The organism is Kibdelosporangium persicum (assembly GCF_013280595.1).
In the GTDB taxonomy this organism is placed as follows: domain Bacteria; phylum Actinomycetota; class Actinomycetes; order Mycobacteriales; family Pseudonocardiaceae; genus Kibdelosporangium; species Kibdelosporangium persicum.
In genome coordinates, this window is the sequence record NZ_JAAATY010000009.1 from 40,980 (window position 1) to 61,446 (window position 20,467).

Sequence of the window (20,467 nt, forward strand, 5' to 3'; positions counted from 1 at the left end):
ATCAGGGTTAGAACACCGATAAACACTCACGAGGGGTTTTCAGGCCACGTAGCCGCCGTCGACGGCGATCTCCGCGCCGGTGACGTAGCGGCCCGACTCCCCGGCCAGGTGGGACACCATCGCGGCGACGTCCCAGGCCTCGCCGTACCGGCCGAGGGCGACGTGGCCGCGGTTCTCGTCGGCCATCGGGCTGTCGGCGGGGTTCATCTCCGTGTCGATCGGGCCGGGGTGGATCAGGTTCGCCGTGATCCCCCGCGGCCCCAGGTCCCGTGCCAGGCCCTTGGTCAGGCCGATCAGTGCGGTCTTGCTGAGTGAGTAGAGCGAGTACGCGGGACCGGTCACGCGAGTCGCCGCGCAGCTGCCGATGGTGATGATGCGGCCACCCGTACCCAGGTGCGCCGCCGCGGCCTGGGACGCGACGAACACCGCCTTGACGTTCACCTGGACGACGTGGTCGAAGTCCGCCAGGGACAGGTCCGTGATGGGCGCGAACGCCGCCACGCCCGCGTTGTTGACCAGGATGTCGAGCCGTCCGAACTCCTCGACGGTCTGGGACCCGCGCCCTGGACGGCTTCCACGGACGCGCTGTCGGCCTGGATGGCCAATGCACGACGACCCGCCGCCTTGATCTGCTCGACCACCTCGGCCGCGCGGTCCGGGCTCTGGTTGTAGGTGAACGCGACGTCGGCGCCGTCCTGGGCGAGCCGGATCGCGATCGCCGCACCGATCCCCCTGCTACCGCCGGTGACCAGTGCGACCTTGCCTGCTGATGTGTTCATACCGACCATCAAAGTGTCTCTCACCTGCGAAATCTGGCGTCTTTCCGACCAGGCGTCCGAACGTTGACAGCCAGCCGACCGAGTGAGACATTGAAACAAAGGCATCTACTTTGTCTCAGGGAGGCGCGGGTGCTGGTTTCACGGCTGTTGGACCTCGGCGACCTGGCGACGGCGGGCAACCTCAAGCGCGGCATCGCGCACACCTGGGCGAAGGCGCTCAACGCCGACGCGCTCCCCGGCGAGCAGTACACCGGCCCGCCAGGTGATCCCGGGCTCTTCGGCCCGAAGTCGGTGATGTGGTACGTGCACGACGACCCGTCCGGGGTGGTCGGCGGCGTCATGGGCCTGATCCTCGGTTCCCTGCACGAGCCGACGATGCACGGCACGAACAAGCACTCGGTCTACAAGGACGACCCGCTCGGCAGGCTCGGGCGCACGGTGTCGTTCGTCAACACGATGTGCTGGGCCAGCACTCCGGTGGCCGAGAAGATGGCGCAGACCGTGCGCCGCATGCACAAGCACGTCCACGGCACGATGCCCGACGGCCGCCCGTACGACGCTTCCTCCTCCGAGCACCTGATCTGGACCGGCGTGACCCAGGCGTACGGGATCATCCAGGCACACCTGCGATACCACCCGCACCCGGTGTCCGAAAAGGAGGTCGACCGGTACTTCGCCGAGTACGCCGTGATCACGGAGATGCTCGGCGCGCACGACGTCCCCAAGACCGTGGCGGACGTCGAGGCGTACTTCACCGCCATGCGCCCGCAGTTGACGTTCTCCGAGGAGACGGCCGACGTCGTCGGCTTCTTCACCAGGCCGTTCGGCCGCAACCCGGCGGCCAAGGCGGGCAGCAGGCTGCTCTGCAAGGCCGCGTTCGACCTGCTGCCGCCGTGGGCCAAGCGCCTGTACCGCCTGCCGGACAACCCGATCGACCAGATGATCACGCGACGGTCGCTGCGCGTGCTGTTCCAGATGCTGCGCGACAGCGTCGGCGATTCCCCGATCAAAACCCAGGCAATCGAACGCGCGACCGCCCGCCCGCCGGTACTGTCACAGACCGGTTGACGCGCGCGGTTTCGAGGAGGCCATCCTGATTCCCCACTGGGTGGTCTACGTGTCGATGCCGTTCGTCGCGGCGGTGATCGGCTACGTCACCAAACGCGTCGCGATCGAGATGATGTACCGGCCGGTGGAGTTCGTTGGCATCAAGGGCACGTTCATCGGCTGGCAGGGCGTGATCCCGCGCAACGCCCACCGGATGGCCAGTGTCGCGATGGAACTGCTGACCACCAACCTGATCCGGCCCAAGGAGATCTTCGCCCGGCTGGATCCGCGGCGGGTCGCCGAGGAACTGCGGGAGCCGCTGCTGCGCGCGGTCGAGGACGTCACCCGTGAGCTGATGGCCGAGTACCAGCCACAGCTGTGGGAAATGCTGCCCACCCAGGCCCAGCGGCGGCTGATCAGGCAGGTCCAGGCGGACGCGCCGCGCGTGGTCGAGAAGCTGATGCGCGAGATCGCCGGCAACATCGAGGACGTCCTCGACGTGCGGGACATGGCCGTGCGCAACCTGGTGCGCGACAAGGCGTTGCTCAACCGGCTGATCCGGGACGTCGCCCAGCCGGAGATGCGGTTCATCGCCCGCTCCGGGATCTACTTCGGCTTTGTCATCGGCCTGGTGCAGCTCGGTGTGTGGGCGCTGACGCACAGCCCGTGGATCATGCCGCTCTTCGGTGGCCTGACCGGCTGGCTGACCGACTGGCTCGCGCTGAAGATGATCTTCTTCCCGCGGCAGCCGAAGAAGTTCCTGTTCTTCACCTGGCAGGGGATGTTCCAGCGCCGCCGGATGGAGGTCGCGCACGACTACGGCGACATGATCGCCCGCGAGGTGCTGACCGTCCAGAACGTCCTCGAAGCGGTCCTCACCGGACCCAAGTCGGACCGGCTGTTCACGCTGGTGCAGCGCGAGGTGCAGCGTGCCATCGACACCCAGGTCAGCCTGGTCAAACCACTCGTCGTGCTGACCGTCGGCTCCCGCCGCTACCAGGAGATGAAGCAGACGGCCGCCAAGCGCGCGATCGAGCTGCTGCCGACCACGGTCAAGCACGTCGAGGGCTACGCCAGCAACGCACTGGACGTCCGCAACACGATCATCACCCAGATGCAGCAACTCACCCCGATCCAGTACGAAGGCCTGCTACGGCCCGCGTTCCGGCAGGACGAATGGAAGCTGATCGCGGTCGGCGCGGTGATCGGTTTCCTGGTCGGCGAGCTCCAAGTCCTGCTTTTGCTGCACTGACCGTCCCCGATGCCGACGGCGCACGCACCCGCGCCGTCAGCGTCAGCGTCAGATTGCGACTACACGGAGGACGACACCCCTGCCGGGGCAACCCACACGAGTTTCGGCGTGTGGTCGGGTGTGCCGCGGACATAGTTCAGTGCGTTATCAGCATCCGCGAGGGCGTAGTAGTTCCGGCCGTTCGCCGAAACCATGTGAGCCTCTTCGCTGAACGACATGCCCCAGCTGATGACTTCTGGATCACTGCCATCGTCGGGCTCGATGACAACGGCGAACAGGCGCGGAGCCTGGGCCGCGACCGCGCGAGAAGTTCGCTCGCTGATTTCCGTTCCGTACGGGACATGTTGCTGGTCTTCTGACGATTTCGCGGTATCGGACATGTGGAGCCTCATTTCTCGGTCGACCTCATGCGCCAGAAGTCGACCGGCTGACCACATGCCTGGAGGGGTTGCGCCATGCGCATCGGCATGCGCATAGCTCCGCTGTGGTCAGCTGGCTTGTTGGGCCTGGTCCAGTGCGTCCCGGTATTCGATCGTCCATTCGGCACCCTGCTGGTCGGCGGGTAGCCCGGCGAGTCCGGCAGCGATGTGGTCAGCCGCGTCGGCGTGGTCGCCGAGCGCGAGGTGCGCCAGTCCGATGTTGAGCCGGTGGAAGTCGCCCTTGAGCCAGTAAGCGGTCCCGGGTGGCTGGTCGCGTGCGGCGTCATCGAGCAGGCCGCCCGCGACGTCGAGAAGGCGACGGGCCTCGTCCGCCTCGCCGAGTGCGGCGTAGCCATGGGCTGCCTGGGCGGCGTCGCCGAGACGCTGGGCCGGGTGTGCGCCGGGAGTGTGGTGCGCGGTGAGGAACCAGCGGACCACCGCGCCGGGGCGGCCCTGCTGACGGGCCAGATAGCCGCGGAAGTTGGCCGCTTGAGCTGCGAGAGTGCCGTCACGGGCATCGTCGGCGAGGTCTTCGGCGATGGTGAGCGCGCGGACGGCTTCGACGTCGTTGCGGGCTTCGGCGTGCAACCATCCCTCGAACTGGACGTATTCGGCGGCCACCTTGGCGAGTTCGTCCCGGTGCGGTCCGCGCGCGTTCTTCAACAGGCCCGTGACCATGGCTGCCTGTGCGGCAGTGGGCGGGATGAGCGGCTGGGGCCCGATCACGTCGTCCAGGCGCCGTTGCGCGGCCAGGACGCCGGCGAGGGCGGTGACGCTTCGGCCGTCGATACGGGACGGGTGCGCGAAGGTGTGCGCAAGGCGCGCGCGGTCGTCTGTGGACAGGATTTCGATGCTGGTGGGTTCCAGCCGGGCCATGAGGGTTCCGTTGGCGCCCAGGAGCTCGTCCAGGCGTAGCGCGGTGGCCGGGTCGGCGTGCTGGCTGTCGCTCTCATATCGGGACAGGCTGGATTGCGAGAGGGGAACTCGCCGGGCGAGTTCCGGCTGTGACAGGCCGGCTGCGAGCCGCATGCGGCGCAGTGCCTGGCCGAACGTCGCGTCATCGGCCATTCTCGTCCCTCAGTTCGCGGGGTCGACGTCCTCTCGCGCTGGCCCCGGCGATCAGCCATGGCCGGTCGCCGCGAGTCGGACACGAGTCAGTTTACCAGCGCTGACCTGCGGATTAGCGCGCGACAAGTTTCCTGGTCGGCGAGCTCCAAGTGCTGCTCGTGCTGCACTGACCGTCCCTGACGCCGGACGGGCCGCGGCGCGCACGAGTCGCTACGGTGATCACCATGGCGGACTGGGTGGTGTACGTGGCAATGCCTTTTGTCGCGGCCGCCCTCGGGTACGTCACCAAGCGGATCGCCATCGAGATGATGTTCCGGCCGCTGCGGTTCGCCGGTATCCCGGGTACTTTCCTTGGCTGGCAAGGGGTTGTCCCGCGCAACGCGGAGCGGATGATCCGGATCGCCGCCGAGGTGCTGACCACCCGGCTGGTCGACGCGCGTGAGGTGTTCGCGCGGGTCGACCCGGATCGGCTGGCGGAGGCACTCGAACCGGCGCTTCTGGCCGAAGTGGACGCGATCACGCGGTCGGTGCTGGCCAGGCACCATCCCGGGCTGTGGGAGGCGCTGCCGGTCCTGGCGCAGGACGTGATCGTCAAACAGGTCCAGGCCGGGTCGCCGAACGCGGTCCGCCGGATCGTCGAGGCGTTGCAGGACGACATCGACCAGGTGCTGGACATCAAGGAGCTGGCGGTCGGCACGTTGCGCCGCGATCCGGCGCTGATGGTCCGGCTGATCAAGGACATCTCCCGGCCGGAGATGGCGTTCATCGCCCGCAGCGGGATCTACTTCGGATTCGCGCTCGGCCTGGTGCAGACACTGGTGTGGGCGCTGACCAAGGAACCGCTTGTGCTGCCGCTGTTCGGGATGGCCATCGGCTGGTTCACCGACTGGCTGGCGATCAAACTCGTGTTCTTCCCCCGCGAGCGCCGGTTCGGCTTCCAGGCCGTCTTCCAGAAACGCCGGGACGAGGTCGCCGAGCAGTACGGCCACCTGGTCGCCACCAGGGTGATGACCGTCCCGAACATCCTCGAGTCCGTCCTGAACGGACCGCGGGCCGACCGGTTGGAAGCCTTGGTGGAACGGGTGGTCTGGGAGACCGTCGACAGACAGGCGGAGCTGGCGCGGCCGCTGGTGGCCAGCGCGATCGGGGAACGCCGTCTGCGGGAGATGAAACGGGAGGCGGCGCGGCAGGCGATCGAGCGCCTGCCGGCCACGATCCGGCACGCCGAGGACTACCTGACCAGGACGCTCGACGTCGGCAACACGATCGCCACCAAGATGCGCGACCTGACCCGCGTGGAATACGAGGAGCTGCTGCGGCCCGCGTTCCGTCGCGACGAATGGAAGCTGATCGCGGTCGGCGCCGTCGTCGGTTTTGTCGTCGGAGAGCTGCAGGTGCTCCTGCTGGTCTAGGCAGCCGCGCGGACTCGTGAGACGACCCGTGCGGCGATGTAGATCAGGAACGAGATCGCCGTGACGAACGCGCTGACCGGAACACCCGGCGCGAGCGACAGGATGATCCCGCCCAGCACCGCCACTTCCGCGAACACCACCGAGAGAATCGTCGCCCGCAACGGGTTCGCGGTGATCCGGCAAGCCGCCGCGGCAGGCGTCACCATCAACGCCAGCACCAACAGCGCTCCCACAGTCTGCACGCCCAGTGCGGTCGCGACACCGACCAGGACAGCGAAGATCAGCGACAGCGGGCCCGTCGGCACGCCACGCGCCTTGGCCACATCGGGATCCACCGAAGCGAACATCAGCGGCCGGTAGATGAACGCCAGCACGCCCAGAACAACGACGGCGCACACCGACAGCAACACGATCGACGCGGAGTCCACGCCGACGATCTGGCCCACCAGCAGTCCGAACTTGTTCGACGCTCGCCCGGGATACATCCACAGGAACAGCACACCGAGGCCAAGGCCGAACGCCAGCACGACACCGATCACCGAGTCGTGCTCGGAACCTCGGCGGGCCAGCAGGCCCAGCACCAAGGCGGCGATGATCGAACCGGCCAGGGCGCCGTACCCGACGCCGACGCCCACCAGCAGCGCCGCGGCACCACCGGTCACCGCCAGCTCGCTGGTGCCGTGCACCGAGAACGCCATGTTGCGGCTGACGATGAACGGCCCGAGCACGCCCGCCAGCAGGCCGAGGATGGCCGCGGCGATCAGCGCGTCGCGCACGAAGCCGTACTGCAGCACTTCGATGGTCTCGTCGAAGTCGAAGAGCTTGTCCATCAATCAGTCCACCTGCAGGTGATGCGGCTGGTCGGACTCGACCGCGCCCTGCGCGCCGACCACGATGATCTGGCCACGGACCCGGACCACGTCGATCCGCGTCCGGTAGAGCTCAGACAGCACCTCGGAGGTCATCACCTCGTCCGGCGTGCCGATCCGGAACCGGCCGTCCACCAGGTACAGCACCCGGTCGACCAGCGGCAGGATCGGGTTGATCTCGTGCGTCACGAACAACACCGACGTCCCGGCCTCGGTGCGGCGCTTGTCGATCAACTGGCTGACGGCCTGTTGGTGCGCGAGATCCAGCGACAGCAGGGGCTCGTCGCACAGCAGGACGTCCGGATCACACACCAGCGCCTGGGCGACGCGCAGACGCTGCTGCTCGCCGCCGCTCAGCAGCCCAACGGGCCGGTTCGCGAACGCCTCCGCACCGACCGAACGGATGGCCGTGTCGACGCGCTGCTTGCGCTCGCGCATGCCCTTGAGGCCGAAGCCCCAGCTGTGCCCGTCGTAGCCCAAGGAGACCAGGTCACGGCCACGCAACGTGATCGTCGGGTCGAGTGCCCGCTGCTGCGGGATGTAGCCGATCCCGAGGTCCTCCGGCGTCTCCATCGTGCCGCCGGTGAGCTTCTGCAGGCCGAGCAGGACGCGCAGCAGGCTGGTCTTGCCCGAGCCGTTCGGGCCGAGCACCGCCACGAACTCGCCCTGCCTGAGCTCCAGGTCCAGGCCGGACCACAGGGTGCGTTTGCCGTAGGACAGCGTCGCATCGCGCAGGGCGACCCGTGTCGGTGCCTGCGTCGTCGTTACTTCGTCAGCGCGCTGGATAGCGCATCCACCTGCTTCGTCATCCAGTCAACGTAACCGCTGACACCCTCCGGCAAGGTCTCGGTGACCTGCACGATCGGGATCCCGGCCGACTTGGCGGCGTCGCCGAGCTGGGTGGTCACCGGCGTCTCGGTCTGCTCATTATTGACCAGCGCGGCGACCTGCTTGTTCCTGACCAAGTCCGTGGTCTGCGCGACAGCGGCGGCAGGCGGGTCGGTCTCCTCCTCGATCGCCTCGGAGAACTCCTCCGGCGTCGCGTCTTTCACGCCCGCGATCTCCAGCAGGTACGCGGGCACCGGCTCGGTCACCACGACCTGCAGGCCGGGCTTGGTCTTGCCGATCTGCCCGGCCTTGGTGATCAGCCCGTCGAGCTGGCCGTCGAACGTCCTGGCGTTCGCGGTGAAGGTGTCCTTGCGGTCCGGCGCGATCGCGCCGAGCTCCTCGGCGATCTTGTCCGCCACCTTCTTGACGGTCGGCAGGTCGTACCAGACGTGCTCGTTGGTGCCCTCCGCCTTGCCGGACACCTCGAAGGTGACGATCTTGCGGGCGTCCTTGCCGGACTCGTTGACCAGCTGGGTGAAGAAGTCGTCGTAGCCGCCGCCGTTGTAGATCGCCAGCTTGGCGTCCTTCAGCGCGGTCGCGTCGGTCGCGCTGCTGGAGTACGAGTGCGGATCGGCCGAGGGGTCGTTCAGGATCGACTTCACCTCGACCTGGTCGCCGCCCACCGCCTGCGCGACGCTGCCCCATACGTTCGTGGACGCGACCACGGCGATCTTGCCACCTGACTGCTGGGGTGCTGCGGGGCTCGGTTCCGAGCCGCAGCCGGCCAGCACAAGGGCTGTCAGCGCGATCGAACCTGCGAGTCGGGGGCTCATGCGTACTCCTGCATGCAAATGGAAACCGTTGTCGTCTTCGACAGAGTCTACGACACCGCCCGGGTTTTCATTCCGCCGATCGAGTGACGCCCACTACAGAAAGCGACCCCCGCCGATCCGGCGGGGGCCGCTTCGCGTCGTTCGTGCTCAGTCGGTGAGCCGCTCACCCGTCTCCGGGTGGAACAGGTGCACCTCGCTGGCGTCCCGGACCGCGATCTTGACGTTCTGGCCCAGCTGCGGCGGGGTCCGGCCGTCGACACGCACGACGAACCGCTCGGAGCCGTCACCGATCTTCACGGCGCCGTGCACGAGCGCGTCCGCGCCGAGCTCCTCGACGAGCTCGACGGTCATGTCGATGCCCTCCTCCTCCACGCTGGCCAGCCGCAGCGACTCCGGCCGGACACCGAACGTCACCGAGGACAGACCAGCGCTCTGCGCGGCCGACAGGGCCGTGCGCTCCAGCGGCACGACGATGCCGTCGAGCCTGGCACCCTCAGGCGCCAGCGGCACGGTCTTGAGGTTCATCGCGGGCGAGCCGATGAAACCGGCCACGAACGCGTTGGCGGGCTTGTCGTACAGCGCGCGCGGGGTGTCGCACTGCTGCAGGATGCCGTCCTTCAGCACGGCCACCCGGTGGCCCATCGTCATGGCCTCGACCTGGTCGTGCGTGACGTAGATCGTGGTCGTGCCAAGGCGCTGCTGGAGGGCCGCGATGTTCGCACGGGTCTCCACGCGCAGCTTCGCGTCCAGGTTGGACAGCGGCTCGTCCATCAGGAAGACACTGGGCTCACGCACGATGGCGCGGCCCATGGCGACACGCTGCCGCTGGCCACCGGACAGGGCCTTCGGCTTGCGGTCGAGGTACTTGGTCAGGTCGAGCATGGCGGCCGCCTCGGCCACCTTCTCCTTGATCTGCGTCTTGGGGGTGCCACGCAACTTGAGGGCGAAGCCCATGTTCTCGGCGACCGTCATGTGCGGGTACAGCGCGTAGGACTGGAACACCATGGCGATGTCCCTGCCCTTCGGGGGCACGTTGGTGACGTCCTTGCTGCCGATCTGGATCGTCCCCTCGTCGACGTCCTCGAGACCCGCGAGCATCCGCAGCGCCGTCGACTTGCCCGACCCGGATGGGCCGACCAGAACCAGGAACTCGCCGTCAGCGACATCCAGGTCAAGCTGGTCCACCGCGCGCACCGGCGGGCTGCCGGCGAACACCCTGGACGCGCCCACGTACGAGACCTCGGCCATCTGTTGTTCCCTTCGGTTACTGCTGTGTTCTCGCTCACCGTAGCTGGTCATCTGTGATACGTCAGCCGTCAGCACGTATCGAAGTGGTGTAGACCAAAGTAACCGGTTACCCACTGCTATCCGACGTTTCTACCAGGCTTGACACCGTTTTTGGGTGGTCTAGACCATCGAAAATATTTTCGTAGGCTGGACCTCGGGAAACAACGAAGTGATCTACTCAGTCCGCGCCGGACTTCTGCAATTGGTTCTGAACCGTTACCGTCACCGCATGGCGCGGTCAATACATGTGCGGCGACCGGCGACGCTGGCCTCGCTGGCGGCCGAACTCGGGGTTTCCCGGACGACGGTCTCCAATGCCTACAACCGGCCCGACCAGCTGTCCCCAGAGCTTCGCAGAAGGGTGCTGGAGACCGCCAGACGGCTGGGCTACCCGGGTCCCGACCCGGTGGCCCGTTCACTGCGGACCCGCAAGGCGGGCGCGGTCGGCCTGCTGCTGACCGAGAACCTGTCCTACGCGTTCCGCGACCCGGCCGCGCTCGGATTCCTCGAAGGCCTCGCGCTGGCGTGCGAAGGCGCGGGTCAGGGCCTGCACCTCGTGCCGGTGAACCCCGAGCGTGAGGACGTCGCCGCCGTGCACCGCGCCGGAGTCGACGGCTTCGTCGTGTACTCCGTGCCGGACGACGACCCCCACCTGGCCGCGGTGTTGTCCCGGCCGGTGCCGACCGTGATCGCCGACCAGCCGCACATCGAGGGCGTCGACCGCGTCGGCATCGACGACCGCACCGCGATCACCGAACTGGCACAGAAACTGATCAACCTCGGCCACCGCCGCATCGGCGTGGTCTGCATGCGGCTGGCCCGTGACCGCAACGACGGCTTCGCCTCGGTGGAACGCCAGCAGAACGCCCATTTCCACGTCCAGCGCACCCGGCTCGGCGGCCTCGCCGCGGCCTTCTCGACGGTCGGCGTCGACTGGGCCTCCGTGCCCGTGGTCGAACGGTTCGACCACAGCAGCGCGATGGGTGCTTCCGCGGCCGCGCAACTGCTCGACGCGGACTCGCAGATCACGGCGCTGATCTGCACTTCGGACATCCTGGCGCTCGGCGCTCTGGCCGAGGCCAAGCGCCGCGGCCTGCGCGTGCCCCAGGACCTGACCGTGACAGGGTTCGACGGGATCATCGAGGCCGAGCGGATGGGCCTGACCACTGTTCGCCAGCCTGTGCTGGAGAAAGGCAAGGCCGCCGGGCGGCTGCTGCTCAGCCCGTCCGAGCGGACCCGGCCCCGCAGCATCACGCTGGAGACCGAGTTCCTGCCCGGTACGACCGCCGCCCCACCCCGGACGACCGAGGAACGGTGGTTCGGGCCCTGACAGGCTCCTCTCCCAGGTCCGCCAGGTTGAAGCAGCTGAGCGCCATGACCTTGGAGACCACCAGCAGGCCGTTGGTGCTGAGCAGGTCGCCGGGCGGCAGCGCGTCGATGAGGCCGCTTGATCGCAGCACGTTCGCGACCACTGATTCCGAGCCAACGGTCCGTTCGCGAATCTGGTTGTCCACAACCCGCCGGTAACCCTTCTACCAGGCATTACCCGCCGATAGACTGGGTTCGGGGTCGCCCCCCTGGGAGTGGCGGGGGCTGGTTGGGGGCCGATTTGGGCGATTGTGGAGGCACTGGGGCTGCTCGGGGCCGATTCAGGCGATCGTGGAGGCGCTAGAGCTGCTCGGGGCCGATTCAGGCGATTGTCGTGGTGTTGGGGCTGCCCTGGGTTGTGGTTGCCGAGTACCGGGGTGGGGACCGGGAAGGCCGGGTCAGACCAAGGTGAGGGGAACTGCCGCGCTGGTGAGCGAGCCGAGTTTGCCGATCACGCTGTACGTGCCCGCCTGGACTGCCGTTCTCTTCGCCGGGCAGCCGGGGGCCGAGGTTCTGCCTGCCCACTTCACTTCGAACTGCCTGCGCTCGCCGGGCTGCATGATGCGCAGGTCCGGCTCGTTCGAGCGGTAGCAGTCCTTGCTGGACCAGATGCGGTTCACGCCGTCCGGGCTGGTCACCACGATCTCGCGCAGTGCCCGGCTGATGTCCCTGGTGCAGGGCACCGGGCCGGCGTTGATGATCACGAGTCGGAGCAACGGGCGCTGGCCGACCTTGTATCGCGGCGCTCCGGTTTCCATCGTCACCTGCATCGACCGGTCCGGGCACGGCAGGTTCGGGTCGGGCGGTGGTGAGGTGGTGGTCGCCGCTACAGCGGGTGCCGAGGTGGCCGAGGAGGATGACGTCGCCCCTGGCGGGGGCGGCGGCGGTGGGCTGGACGCCGGCTGGGACTCCCACGTTCCCGCGTTGTCCTCGACCTGTGTCCCGCCGCCGAAGAATCCACCGACGGCCCAGCCGAGCACCACGAGTGCGACCACCACGCCGCCGATCGCGACCATGCGACGGCGCCAGTAAACGGACGCTGGCTCGTTCATGGGGGAAAAGTAACTCCGTGACCAGCGCAGACGATGGATCTTACCGTCACTGGATCGGGTTGTGTCCGGGCACGTGATGTCCATCTATGAGCGATTGCGCGCACCCCCTTGGGCGCGGTTCCATCAGGGGTATGAGTGCCATCGACGAATTGCTGCGCCGGAATGCGAACCTCACCGAACGCACCCTCGGTGACCGGTCGACGCCGCAGCCGTCGATGCGGATCGCCCTGCTCACGTGCATGGACGCCCGGATCCGGGTGTTCGCCGTCTTCGGGCTGGCCGAGGGCGAGGCGCACGTGCTGCGCAACGCGGGCGGTGTCGTCACCGACGACGTGATCCGGTCGCTCGCATTGAGCCAGCGCAAGCTCGGCACCCGCGAGGTGATGATCGTCCAGCACACCAACTGCGGACTGCAGCAGGTGACCGAGGACGGCTTCAAGGACGAACTGGAAGAGGCCAGCGGGTTGCGGCCGACGTGGTCGGTCGAGGCGTTCCGTGAGGTCAAGGACAGCGTCCGGACGTCGATGAACCGGGTGCGGCACGCGATCTACCTGCCGCACACCGACCAGGTCCGCGGGTTCGTCTACGACGTGCACACCGGCCAGCTGACCGAGGTCGTCTGACAGAATTCCCGTCGATGGACGCGCTGCTGATCGACTGGTATTCGAAGAACAAGCGTGATCTGCCGTGGCGCCGGCCGGACACGACCGCGTGGGGCGTGCTGGTCAGCGAGATCATGCTGCAGCAGACCCCGGTCGCCCGGGTCGAGCCGATCTGGCTGGAGTGGATGGACCGCTGGCCGGTGCCGTCCAGGCTGGCCGCGGTCTCGCAGGGCGAGGTGGTGCGGGCGTGGGGAAAGCTCGGCTATCCACGCCGTGCGCTCAGGCTGCACGAAGCCGCCGGTGTGATAGCCAGGGACCACGGCGACGTCGTTCCGTCCGATGTGGACACGCTGCTCGGGTTACCGGGGATCGGCGCGTACACGGCTCGGGCAGTGGCGGCTTTCGCCTACGGCAAGCGGGTTCCGGTCGTCGACACGAACGTCCGCCGGGTCGTCGCTCGCGCGGTGCACGGAGCCGGAGACGCCGGTCCCGCGTCGAACACGCGCGACATGGCGGACGTCGAGAAGCTGTTGCCCGCCGAAGACGCACCGGCCGCGACCATGTCCATCGCGTTGATGGAGCTCGGCGCCTTGATCTGCACGGCAAGGACGCCACGCTGCGTCGACTGTCCACTGGTGACGGACTGCGCCTGGCAGCAGGCAGGCAGGCCGGAATACACCGGGCCGCTCAAGCCGGTGCAGCGGTTCGCCGGGACCGACCGGCAGGTTCGCGGTCTGCTGCTGGACGTCCTGCGGGACACGGACGGCCCGGTCGAACGCGCGCGGCTGGACGCGGTCTGGGCGGACTCGGCGCAACGCGATCGCTGCCTCGACTCACTCCTGGTCGACGGGCTGATGGAGCAGACCACCGGCGGCCTCTTCGCCCTCCCTGGTGAACACTCGTGAGTGTTTAGCCGTGTTCTAACCCTGATAAACACTCACGAGGGGTCAGCCGCGCAGGGTGCCGGGGTAGAGGTACTGGTCGGCCGGGATCTTGTCGCTGTGGAACCAGGCGTCGTAGAAGCCGCGCAGGTCCTGGCCCGCGATCCGCTGGACGAAGTCCTCGAACTGCCGCCATGAGGCGTTGGCGTCCTTGTACGCGGCTGGCCATTCCTTCAGCACACGGTTGAACGCGTCCTCGCCGATCTGCCTGCGCAGCGCGTGCATCGCCAGCACGCCCTTGTCGTACACGCCGTGGAACTCGTTGCCCTTGCCCATTCCGTAGAGTTTGTTGCCCCAGAACGTGTCCCGGCCCTTCACACGGTCCACGGCGGACCGGTAACGCTGGTCCAGGTTCTGCCGGTCCTTCGCCTCGGCCCACAGCCATTGGGCATAACTGGCGAAACACTCGTTCAGGCAGATGTCGGCCCACGTGTCGACCGTGACGGAGTCACCGAACCACTGGTGCGCGTTCTCGTGCACCACGGTCTCCAGGTTCGTCCACTTCGCGTAGATCGGCCTGCCCTGGGTCTCCAGCGAGAACCCGATGTCCTCGTTCAGGTAGATCCCGCCGGCCACCTTCTGCGGGTACGGCCCGAACTTCGAGCTGAGGAACGTCAGGATCTCCGGCAGCCGCGCCTCGAGTTGCTTCTTGTTCTCCACGCCGGGCGCGTACGCGGTGACCACGGGGATGCCGTCGGGCAACGTGGAACGCTCGTAGGTCCACTTGTCGATGCCGATGGTGGTCAGGTACGTCGCCAGCCGGGTCTCCTCGACCCAGCGGAACGTCGTCCAGCCCTCGGCCGACGTGCTGGGTTCCTCGCGGCCGTTGGAGATCACCGACCAGCCGTCCGGTACCCGCGCGGTCAGGCGGAACGTGGCCTTGTCGCGGGGGTGGTCGTTGGCCGGGAACCAGAACGTCGCCGAGTGCGGCTCTCCGGCCACGAAAGCGCCGCCGGAGCGGGACTTCTGCCAGCCGTTCTTGCCGAGCTGGCCGTCTTCCTTCGCCGCGGGCGTGCCCTTGTAACGCACGCGGGCCTTGAACGACGCGCCTTTCGCGACCGGCTCGGACGGCGTGATCACGAGCTCATGGTCGCCTTCACGGGTGAACTGCGCGGGCTTGTCGTTCACGTCGACGTTGCCGATGTCGAAGCCGACCAGGTCCAGGTTGAACCTGTTCAGGTCCGCGGTGGCGTTGGCGGTGACCGTCGTGTCGCCGTCGAGCGTGCCCGCGGCCGGGTCGTAGCTGACCGAGACGTTGTAGTCGGTGACGTCGTACCCGCCGTTGCCGTCCGTCGGGTAGTACGGGTCGCCGGCGCCGTCGGCACCCGCGCCGGCCTGGTTGACGGCGGGTGACGGCGCGGGCGGTGAATCAGGTGGTGAGCTGGTACATCCCACGACCATGATGGATGCCGCGACCAAGATCGTGGCTAGACGGCCGTGTGAGTAGTCCATGCGGCCTAACGTAACGAACCGGGTGTAAGGATGAAGTCGAATGCGTCATGTGGTCGAGTTCGGTGGCCGTGGCCAGGGCATCCTGCTGCTGCACGGGCTGATGGGCCGGGCGACCATCTGGTGGCCGGTGGCGCAGTGGCTGACCCGCTACGGCCGGGTCGTCGGGATCGACGCCCGCGCGCACGGCCGTAACCCCGTCCAGACCGGCCGGACCGAGGACTTCGTGGCCGACGCCGCCGAGGTGGTCCGCGGCCTGGGGCCGTCGGTGGTGATCGGGCACTCGATGGGCGGCCTGCACGCGTGGGCGCTCGCCGCGGCCCATCCTGAGCTGGTCAAAGGCATCGTGGTCGAGGACATGGCGCCGGACCAGCGCGGCAGGTCCGTGGACAGGTGGAAGGCGTACTTCGACTCGTGGCCGGTGCCGTTCCAGTCGCTGGCGCACGTCAAGCAGTTCTTCGGCCAGTACGGCGACCACTTCGTCGAGTGCTTCGAGGAACGCGAGGACGGCTACCACCTGATCGCCGACCTGGAGCGGCTGTACCCGATCGCCAACGAATGGGGCGAACGGGACTACTGGGACCTGATCGAGAAGGTCCAGTGCCCGATGCTGGCGATCGAGGCGGAGACGAGTTCGATGCCGCCTGGTCAGATGGCGCTGATGCCGGTCCGCTCCCCCGGCGGCGGCAAGCACGTCGTCGTCCCCGGCGCCGGTCACGTGGTGCACCGTGACCAGCCGGAGATCTACCGGGGCGCGGTCGAGGCGTTCCTGTCGTCGCTCACTTGATGATCTCGACCTCGGCGGTCTGCGTGTCGACGATCGCGACGTGCTCGACGCGTGCCTCGATCCGGTCGACCGGGTGCAACGCGGCGAAGCCCTCGACCAGCTGGTGGTGCTCGACGCCCTGGGTGAGCGTGCAGTGCGGCGTCCAGGACCCCGGCAGCCAGTAGGCCTGCGGCGACTGCACCCGCCCGGCGAGCACGTCGTGGACGGCCGAGTGGACGGCCAGCAGTTCGGCGTCCACGACCGCACCCAGCATCAGGACGTTCTCGGTGCTGGGGAACGTGCCGAGGTTGGACAGCCACAGGTTCGGGATGGCCAGCGTGCGCAGCTCGTCCTTGAGCAGGTCACGGGTCCTGCGCGGGATCTGCTTGGCGGCGGCGAACGTCACCCGCGGCGCCCAGCGGCCGTTCGGGTGCTTCGCCAGGCTCGGCACGCCGGCCTGGTCGAGCCTGCGCCACAGCGCCCGGACAGCGCGTTCGGCCTCGTCGTCGAAGAACACCGCAACCGTGTGAGCCACGAGTCAGCATCATGCCGGGTCAGTACGCTGGGTCTCATGGCAGTCGTGAAGATCAACGCGATCGAGGTGCCCGAAGGCGCGGGCGCCGAACTGGAGAAGCGCTTCGCCGCGCGGGCGAGCACCATCAAGGACTCGCCCGGTTTCCTCAGCTTCGAGTTGTTGCGCCCGGTCAGCGGCGACAACCGGTACTTCGTGCTCACCCGGTGGGAGAGCGAGGAGGCGTTCCAGACGTGGCGGGACGGCCCGGCCAAGGCCGCGCACGCGGGCCCGCCGAGCGACAAGCCGGTGGCCACCGGCGCGAGCCTGCTGGAGTTCGAGATCGTCGAATCGATCTTCAACGAGTGAGCGACGAGTTCGGCCGCGCCGCGGAGCTGATCCGCGGCGCGGGTGCGTTGCTGGTGTGCGCGGGTGCCGGGATGGGCGTGGACTCCGGTCTGCCGGACTTCCGCGGCGACGAGGGGTTCTGGCGTGCGTACCCGCCTTACGAGCGCCTCGGCCTGCGTTTCGCCGAGCTCGCCGACCCCGTGCACTTCCAGGAGGACCCAGAGTTGGCGTGGGGTTTCTACGGCCACCGGCTCCGGTTGTACCGGGAGACCAAGCCGCACGAGGGCTTCCACATCATCCGGAGCTGGGGCAAACCCACCAGGGTGTTCACCTCCAATGTGGACGGCCAGTTCCAGCGGGCGGGCTTCCCGGACGAGCACGTGGCCGAGGTGCACGGCTCGATCCACCACCTGCAGTGCTTCCGGGACTGTGGACAGCCGATCTGGCCTGCCGGGCCGGACGTGGACATCGACGAGGACACCATGCGGGCGGTCGGCCGGCTGCCGAGCTGCCCGCGCTGCGGCGGCCTGGCCAGGCCCAACATCCTGATGTTCGGTGACTTCGACTGGCAGGGCGAGCGCAGCGAGGCGATCCTGGCCGAGGTGTCCCGCTGGCGGACGCGCCGGCACGACCTCGTGGTGATCGAACTGGGCGCGGGCAACGCGATCCCGACCGTGCGGCGGATGTCCGAGCTGGCCTCGGCCCGGACCGGCGCGCTGATCCGGATCAACCCGCGGGAACCGGAGATCCGGCACGGTCGCGGCGTTCAGCTGCCTCTGGGCGCGCTGGCCGCGTTGACCGAACTGGACAAGCGCCTCACGGCAGGTTGAGCGACACCAGCACGGCGCGGTGGTCGCTGCCTGCCAGATCGAACACCTGGTAGTCGAGGACGGCGCACCGCGAGTCGACGAGTACGTGGTCGATGGTCACCGGTGGCGGCCAGATCCCGGCGGGCCACGTCGGCGTCATGCCGCCACCGCGCCGTTCGCCCGCGTCGTCGTAGCCGCGGTCGAGCACGTCCCTGAGGTCGGGATGGTCGAGCGTGGCGTTGAAGTCGCCGACCAGCATCCTCGGCTTGTCGCTCGGCCCGGCAGCGGGCAGCTCGGCCAGTTCGGCCTTCCACGTGGCCGTCCACTCCGGCTCGACACCGGGCGCGGTGTGCACGACCAGCACCTCGGGGTCGACCACGCCCGGCAGGTCGACGATCGCGCTGGGCTGCGCGAACGTGGCCGGGTCGGCGATCTGGGTCGGCCGCAGCGGGTGCTTCGACGCCAGCCCGGACCCGGACGCCCCGCGTTGCGGCTCGAACAGCCGGTACGGCAGCACCCGGTCGATCCCGGCCCGGTCGAGGTCCTGCACCATCGCCGGGCTCAGTTCCTGCAGGCTCAGCACGTCCACGTTGTGCCGCCGCACCATGTCCAGCAAGGCCACGGCGTCCGCGCGGCCGACGTGGAGGTTCGCCGACATCACGGTCAACCGCGGCCCGAAAACGGTGGGCTGGTCGTCGCTGACCATCCGCGGCACCACGGCCGCGCTGGTGATCATCGCGAACGCGAGCACGACCCCGCCCAAGATCCAGCGCCGCATGAACAACCCGACAACGCCCAGCACGAGCCCCACAACGCCGATGTACGGCGTCAACGCGACCGCGGCGATGACGTACCGGTTGCCGGTCACGCCGAGCAGCCGCAGCGCGGCGAACGCCAGGAACACCACGGACGGCACGACCCACAGCACGACGATCCACGTCCTGACCGGCGGCCGTGCCGTCGTCTGGGCCGCCTTCAGCTGCGCTGTCACGCCACCAGCTTGCCCGAATCCGGCTGACAGCGTCCTGTGCGCGCGTCAACAGCGGCACGGCGGACCCTGACCTTGCGACAAACAGGGAGGGGGACACGGTGTCCGATTCGACGGCCAACGCGATCGAAGCCGAGGGCCTGGTCAAGAGGTTCGGCGAGACGACCGCGCTCGACGGCGTGGACCTGGAGGTGCCGGCCGGCCGGATCCTCGGGGTGCTCGGACCCAACGGCGCGGGCAAGACCACCGCGGTGCGGATACTGGCGACGTTGCAGCTGCCGGACGCGGGCACGGCCCGGATCGGGGGTTACGACGTGCTGCGTGATCCGGTCGCGGTCCGCGGCCTGATCGGGCTGACCGGCCAGTACGCCTCTGTGGACGAGGACATGTCCGGACGGGACAACCTGGTGCTGTTCGGCAGGCTGCTGGAGATGTCCAAAGCGGACGCGCGGGCCCGTGCCCGGGACCTGCTCGACCGCTTCGAACTCAGCGACGCAGCGAACCGGCCGGTGCGGACGTACTCGGGTGGTATGCGCCGACGGCTGGACCTGTCGGCCAGTCTCATCAGCCGGCCACGTGTGCTGTTCCTGGACGAGCCGACGACCGGGCTGGATCCGCACAGCCGCAACGAGATCTGGGACATCGTGCGCAGGCTGGTCGACGATGGCGTGACCGTGCTGCTGACCACGCAGTACCTCGAAGAAGCCGACCAGCTGGCCGACCGGATCACGGTGTTCGACCACGGCCGGGTGGTCGCGGACGGCACCCCGAACGAGCTGAAGCGCAAGGTGGGCGGCCAGACCCTGCAGGTCAAGCCGAGCCAGTGGCAGGACATGGACGCCGTCGCGCGGATCCTGCTCGACGTGACCGGTGCGCGGCCGTTGCGTGACATGGACAGCCGAGTGCTCAACACGCCGGTCGAGGATCCGGTCCTGCTGTCCACAGTGGTCACACGACTGGCCGCCGCCGGCATCGCGGTCGACGAACTCGGGCTGCGGCTGCCCAGCCTCGACGAGGTGTTCCTGGCCATCACCGGCAGCAAGCAAGGAGTCACGGCATGACGACCATCAGTCCGTCGAGGGCGTTGCGGCACAGCATGCTGATGGCAGGTCGGACCGCCGCGAAGTCAGTGAAGAACCCGGCTGTGCTCGTGGAGCTCGTGATCCAGCCGTTGGTCATGCTGGTGCTGTTCTCGTTGGTGCTCGGCGGCGCGATCTCCGGCGGCGACTCCGACGCCTACACCCGGCAGCTGGTGCCCGGGCTGATGGTGTACTCCGCGCTGCTGGTCAGCGTCGGCACCGGTGTCGCACTGTCCACGGACATCACCAAAGGTGTGTTCGACCGGTTCCGCAGCATGCCGATCGCGCGGTCCGCGCCGCTCGTCGGCACCGTGGTCGGTGATCTCTTTCGGTACACCGCCTGCATCGTGCTCACGTTGGGCTTCGGCTACCTGTTCGGCTTCCGCGTGACCACCGGTGTGGTGCCCATGCTGCTGGACCTCGTGCTGATGATCGGGTTCAGCTTCAGCCTGTGCTGGATCTCGGTGTGGGTCGGCATGCTCGCCGGCAAGCCCGAGACGGTGCAGGGCTACCTGTTCATCCTGATCATGCCGATCAGCTTCGGCAGCACCATCTTCGTGCAGAGCTCGACGCTGCCCGGCTGGCTGGCCGCGTGGACCGACATCAACCCGGTGAGCCTGCTGTCCGAGGTCAACCGCGGCCTGCTGACCGGCGGCCCGGTCGGCGGCCCGCTGCTCGGCGCGCTCGCGTGGATGGCCGGGTTCGTCGTGGTGTTCTACCCGTTGGCGATGGCCGCCTACAAGCGGCGGATGCGCTGAGG

21 protein-coding genes and 1 pseudogene are annotated in these 20,467 nt (G+C 68.2%); 11 read left to right on the forward strand and 11 right to left on the reverse strand.

Going from position 1 to position 20,467, the window contains the following annotated elements; genetic code table 11:
- Positions 1 to 39: 39 nt before the first annotated feature.
- Positions 40 to 779: pseudogene (locus GC106_RS17875) on the reverse strand (SDR family NAD(P)-dependent oxidoreductase).
- 129 nt (positions 780 to 908) lie between these two features.
- Here GC106_RS17875 and GC106_RS17880 point away from each other — a divergent pair.
- Both GC106_RS17880 and GC106_RS17885 read left to right on the forward strand, forming a co-directional pair.
- Positions 909 to 1,847: an oxygenase MpaB family protein gene (locus GC106_RS17880; RefSeq protein ID WP_173131651.1), complete on the forward strand. Its 939-nt coding sequence runs from the start codon at positions 909 to 911 to the stop codon at positions 1,845 to 1,847.
- Between the two features lie 55 nt (positions 1,848 to 1,902).
- Positions 1,903 to 3,078: a DUF445 domain-containing protein gene (locus tag GC106_RS17885; protein WP_173132294.1), complete on the forward strand. Its 1,176-nt coding sequence runs from the start codon at positions 1,903 to 1,905 to the stop codon at positions 3,076 to 3,078.
- A gap of 59 nt (positions 3,079 to 3,137) precedes the next feature.
- Here the strand turns inward: GC106_RS17885 and GC106_RS17890 are convergent, their stop codons facing one another.
- Both GC106_RS17890 and GC106_RS17895 read right to left on the reverse strand, forming a co-directional pair.
- Positions 3,138 to 3,458, reverse strand: coding sequence for a hypothetical protein (locus tag GC106_RS17890; RefSeq protein WP_173131654.1), 321 nt, complete (start codon positions 3,456 to 3,458; stop codon positions 3,138 to 3,140).
- A gap of 108 nt (positions 3,459 to 3,566) precedes the next feature.
- Positions 3,567 to 4,565 (reverse strand): helix-turn-helix domain-containing protein, encoded by a 999-nt coding sequence (locus tag GC106_RS17895; protein WP_173131657.1) that lies wholly within the window; start codon positions 4,563 to 4,565, stop codon positions 3,567 to 3,569.
- A 224-nt stretch (positions 4,566 to 4,789) separates the two neighbouring features.
- Here GC106_RS17895 and GC106_RS17900 point away from each other — a divergent pair, with 224 nt between their 5' ends.
- A complete protein-coding gene (locus GC106_RS17900) occupies positions 4,790 to 5,977 on the forward strand; it encodes a DUF445 domain-containing protein (RefSeq protein WP_173131660.1) in 1,188 nt (395 codons plus the stop codon).
- Here the strand turns inward: GC106_RS17900 and GC106_RS17905 are convergent.
- The 4 genes from GC106_RS17905 to GC106_RS17920 form a co-directional block, all read right to left on the reverse strand.
- Positions 5,974 to 6,807 (reverse strand): metal ABC transporter permease, encoded by an 834-nt coding sequence (locus GC106_RS17905; RefSeq protein ID WP_173131663.1) that lies wholly within the window; start codon positions 6,805 to 6,807, stop codon positions 5,974 to 5,976. The genes GC106_RS17900 and GC106_RS17905 overlap by 4 nt on opposite strands.
- Before the next feature lie 3 nt (positions 6,808 to 6,810).
- Complete coding sequence (locus tag GC106_RS17910) at positions 6,811 to 7,632, reverse strand: metal ABC transporter ATP-binding protein (RefSeq protein ID WP_312872731.1); 822 nt, start codon at positions 7,630 to 7,632, stop codon at positions 6,811 to 6,813.
- Complete coding sequence (locus GC106_RS17915) at positions 7,611 to 8,507, reverse strand: metal ABC transporter solute-binding protein, Zn/Mn family (protein WP_173131666.1); 897 nt, start codon at positions 8,505 to 8,507, stop codon at positions 7,611 to 7,613. Before GC106_RS17915 ends, GC106_RS17910 begins: the two co-directional genes overlap by 22 nt.
- A gap of 147 nt (positions 8,508 to 8,654) precedes the next feature.
- Positions 8,655 to 9,755, reverse strand: coding sequence for an ABC transporter ATP-binding protein (locus tag GC106_RS17920; protein WP_173131669.1), 1,101 nt, complete (start codon positions 9,753 to 9,755; stop codon positions 8,655 to 8,657).
- A 268-nt stretch (positions 9,756 to 10,023) separates the two neighbouring features.
- Between GC106_RS17920 and GC106_RS17925 the strand changes: the two genes are divergently transcribed.
- On the forward strand, positions 10,024 to 11,124 hold the full coding sequence (locus GC106_RS17925; protein WP_173131672.1) for a LacI family DNA-binding transcriptional regulator: 1,101 nt from the start codon (positions 10,024 to 10,026) through the stop codon (positions 11,122 to 11,124).
- 436 nt (positions 11,125 to 11,560) lie between these two features.
- Here GC106_RS17925 and GC106_RS17930 read toward each other — a convergent pair whose 3' ends face one another.
- Positions 11,561 to 12,214, reverse strand: coding sequence for a hypothetical protein (locus GC106_RS17930; protein ID WP_173131675.1), 654 nt, complete (start codon positions 12,212 to 12,214; stop codon positions 11,561 to 11,563).
- Positions 12,215 to 12,345: 131 nt separating this feature from the next.
- Between GC106_RS17930 and GC106_RS17935 the strand changes: the two genes are divergently transcribed.
- Together GC106_RS17935 and GC106_RS17940 are read left to right on the forward strand one after the other, a co-directional pair.
- Entirely contained in the window at positions 12,346 to 12,837 is a 492-nt protein-coding gene (locus GC106_RS17935) for a beta-class carbonic anhydrase (RefSeq protein WP_173131678.1), read from the forward strand.
- Between the two features lie 14 nt (positions 12,838 to 12,851).
- Positions 12,852 to 13,721, forward strand: coding sequence for an HhH-GPD family protein (locus tag GC106_RS17940; protein ID WP_173131680.1), 870 nt, complete (start codon positions 12,852 to 12,854; stop codon positions 13,719 to 13,721).
- 42 nt (positions 13,722 to 13,763) lie between these two features.
- Here the strand turns inward: GC106_RS17940 and GC106_RS17945 are convergent, their stop codons facing one another.
- Entirely contained in the window at positions 13,764 to 15,209 is a 1,446-nt protein-coding gene (locus GC106_RS17945; protein WP_246366139.1) for a M1 family metallopeptidase, read from the reverse strand.
- Between the two features lie 40 nt (positions 15,210 to 15,249).
- Here GC106_RS17945 and GC106_RS17950 point away from each other — a divergent pair, with 40 nt between their 5' ends.
- Positions 15,250 to 15,993 (forward strand): alpha/beta fold hydrolase, encoded by a 744-nt coding sequence (locus tag GC106_RS17950; RefSeq protein WP_173131683.1) that lies wholly within the window; start codon positions 15,250 to 15,252, stop codon positions 15,991 to 15,993.
- Here GC106_RS17950 and GC106_RS17955 read toward each other — a convergent pair.
- Positions 15,986 to 16,507: a 2'-5' RNA ligase family protein gene (locus GC106_RS17955; protein ID WP_173131686.1), complete on the reverse strand. Its 522-nt coding sequence runs from the start codon at positions 16,505 to 16,507 to the stop codon at positions 15,986 to 15,988. The genes GC106_RS17950 and GC106_RS17955 overlap by 8 nt on opposite strands.
- Positions 16,508 to 16,543: 36 nt before the next feature.
- Between GC106_RS17955 and GC106_RS17960 the strand changes: the two genes are divergently transcribed.
- Positions 16,544 to 16,852: an antibiotic biosynthesis monooxygenase family protein gene (locus tag GC106_RS17960; RefSeq protein WP_173131689.1), complete on the forward strand. Its 309-nt coding sequence runs from the start codon at positions 16,544 to 16,546 to the stop codon at positions 16,850 to 16,852.
- Entirely contained in the window at positions 16,849 to 17,661 is an 813-nt protein-coding gene (locus GC106_RS17965) for an SIR2 family NAD-dependent protein deacylase (protein WP_312872716.1), read from the forward strand. The genes GC106_RS17960 and GC106_RS17965 overlap by 4 nt, the downstream gene beginning before the upstream one ends.
- On the opposite strand, the gene GC106_RS17970 is transcribed toward GC106_RS17965, so the two are convergent.
- Positions 17,648 to 18,631 carry an endonuclease/exonuclease/phosphatase family protein gene (locus GC106_RS17970; RefSeq protein ID WP_173131692.1) on the reverse strand — a complete coding sequence of 328 codons (984 nt, stop codon included), beginning with the start codon at positions 18,629 to 18,631 and terminating at the stop codon, positions 17,648 to 17,650. The two genes, GC106_RS17965 and GC106_RS17970, sit on opposite strands and share 14 nt — an antisense overlap.
- A gap of 98 nt (positions 18,632 to 18,729) precedes the next feature.
- On the opposite strand from GC106_RS17970, the gene GC106_RS17975 reads away from it, so the two are divergent.
- Together GC106_RS17975 and GC106_RS17980 are read left to right on the forward strand one after the other, a co-directional pair.
- Complete coding sequence (locus GC106_RS17975) at positions 18,730 to 19,689, forward strand: ATP-binding cassette domain-containing protein (RefSeq protein WP_173131695.1); 960 nt, start codon at positions 18,730 to 18,732, stop codon at positions 19,687 to 19,689.
- On the forward strand, positions 19,686 to 20,465 hold the full coding sequence (locus GC106_RS17980) for an ABC transporter permease (RefSeq protein WP_173131698.1): 780 nt from the start codon (positions 19,686 to 19,688) through the stop codon (positions 20,463 to 20,465). Before GC106_RS17975 ends, GC106_RS17980 begins: the two co-directional genes overlap by 4 nt.
- Positions 20,466 to 20,467 lie beyond the last annotated feature (2 nt).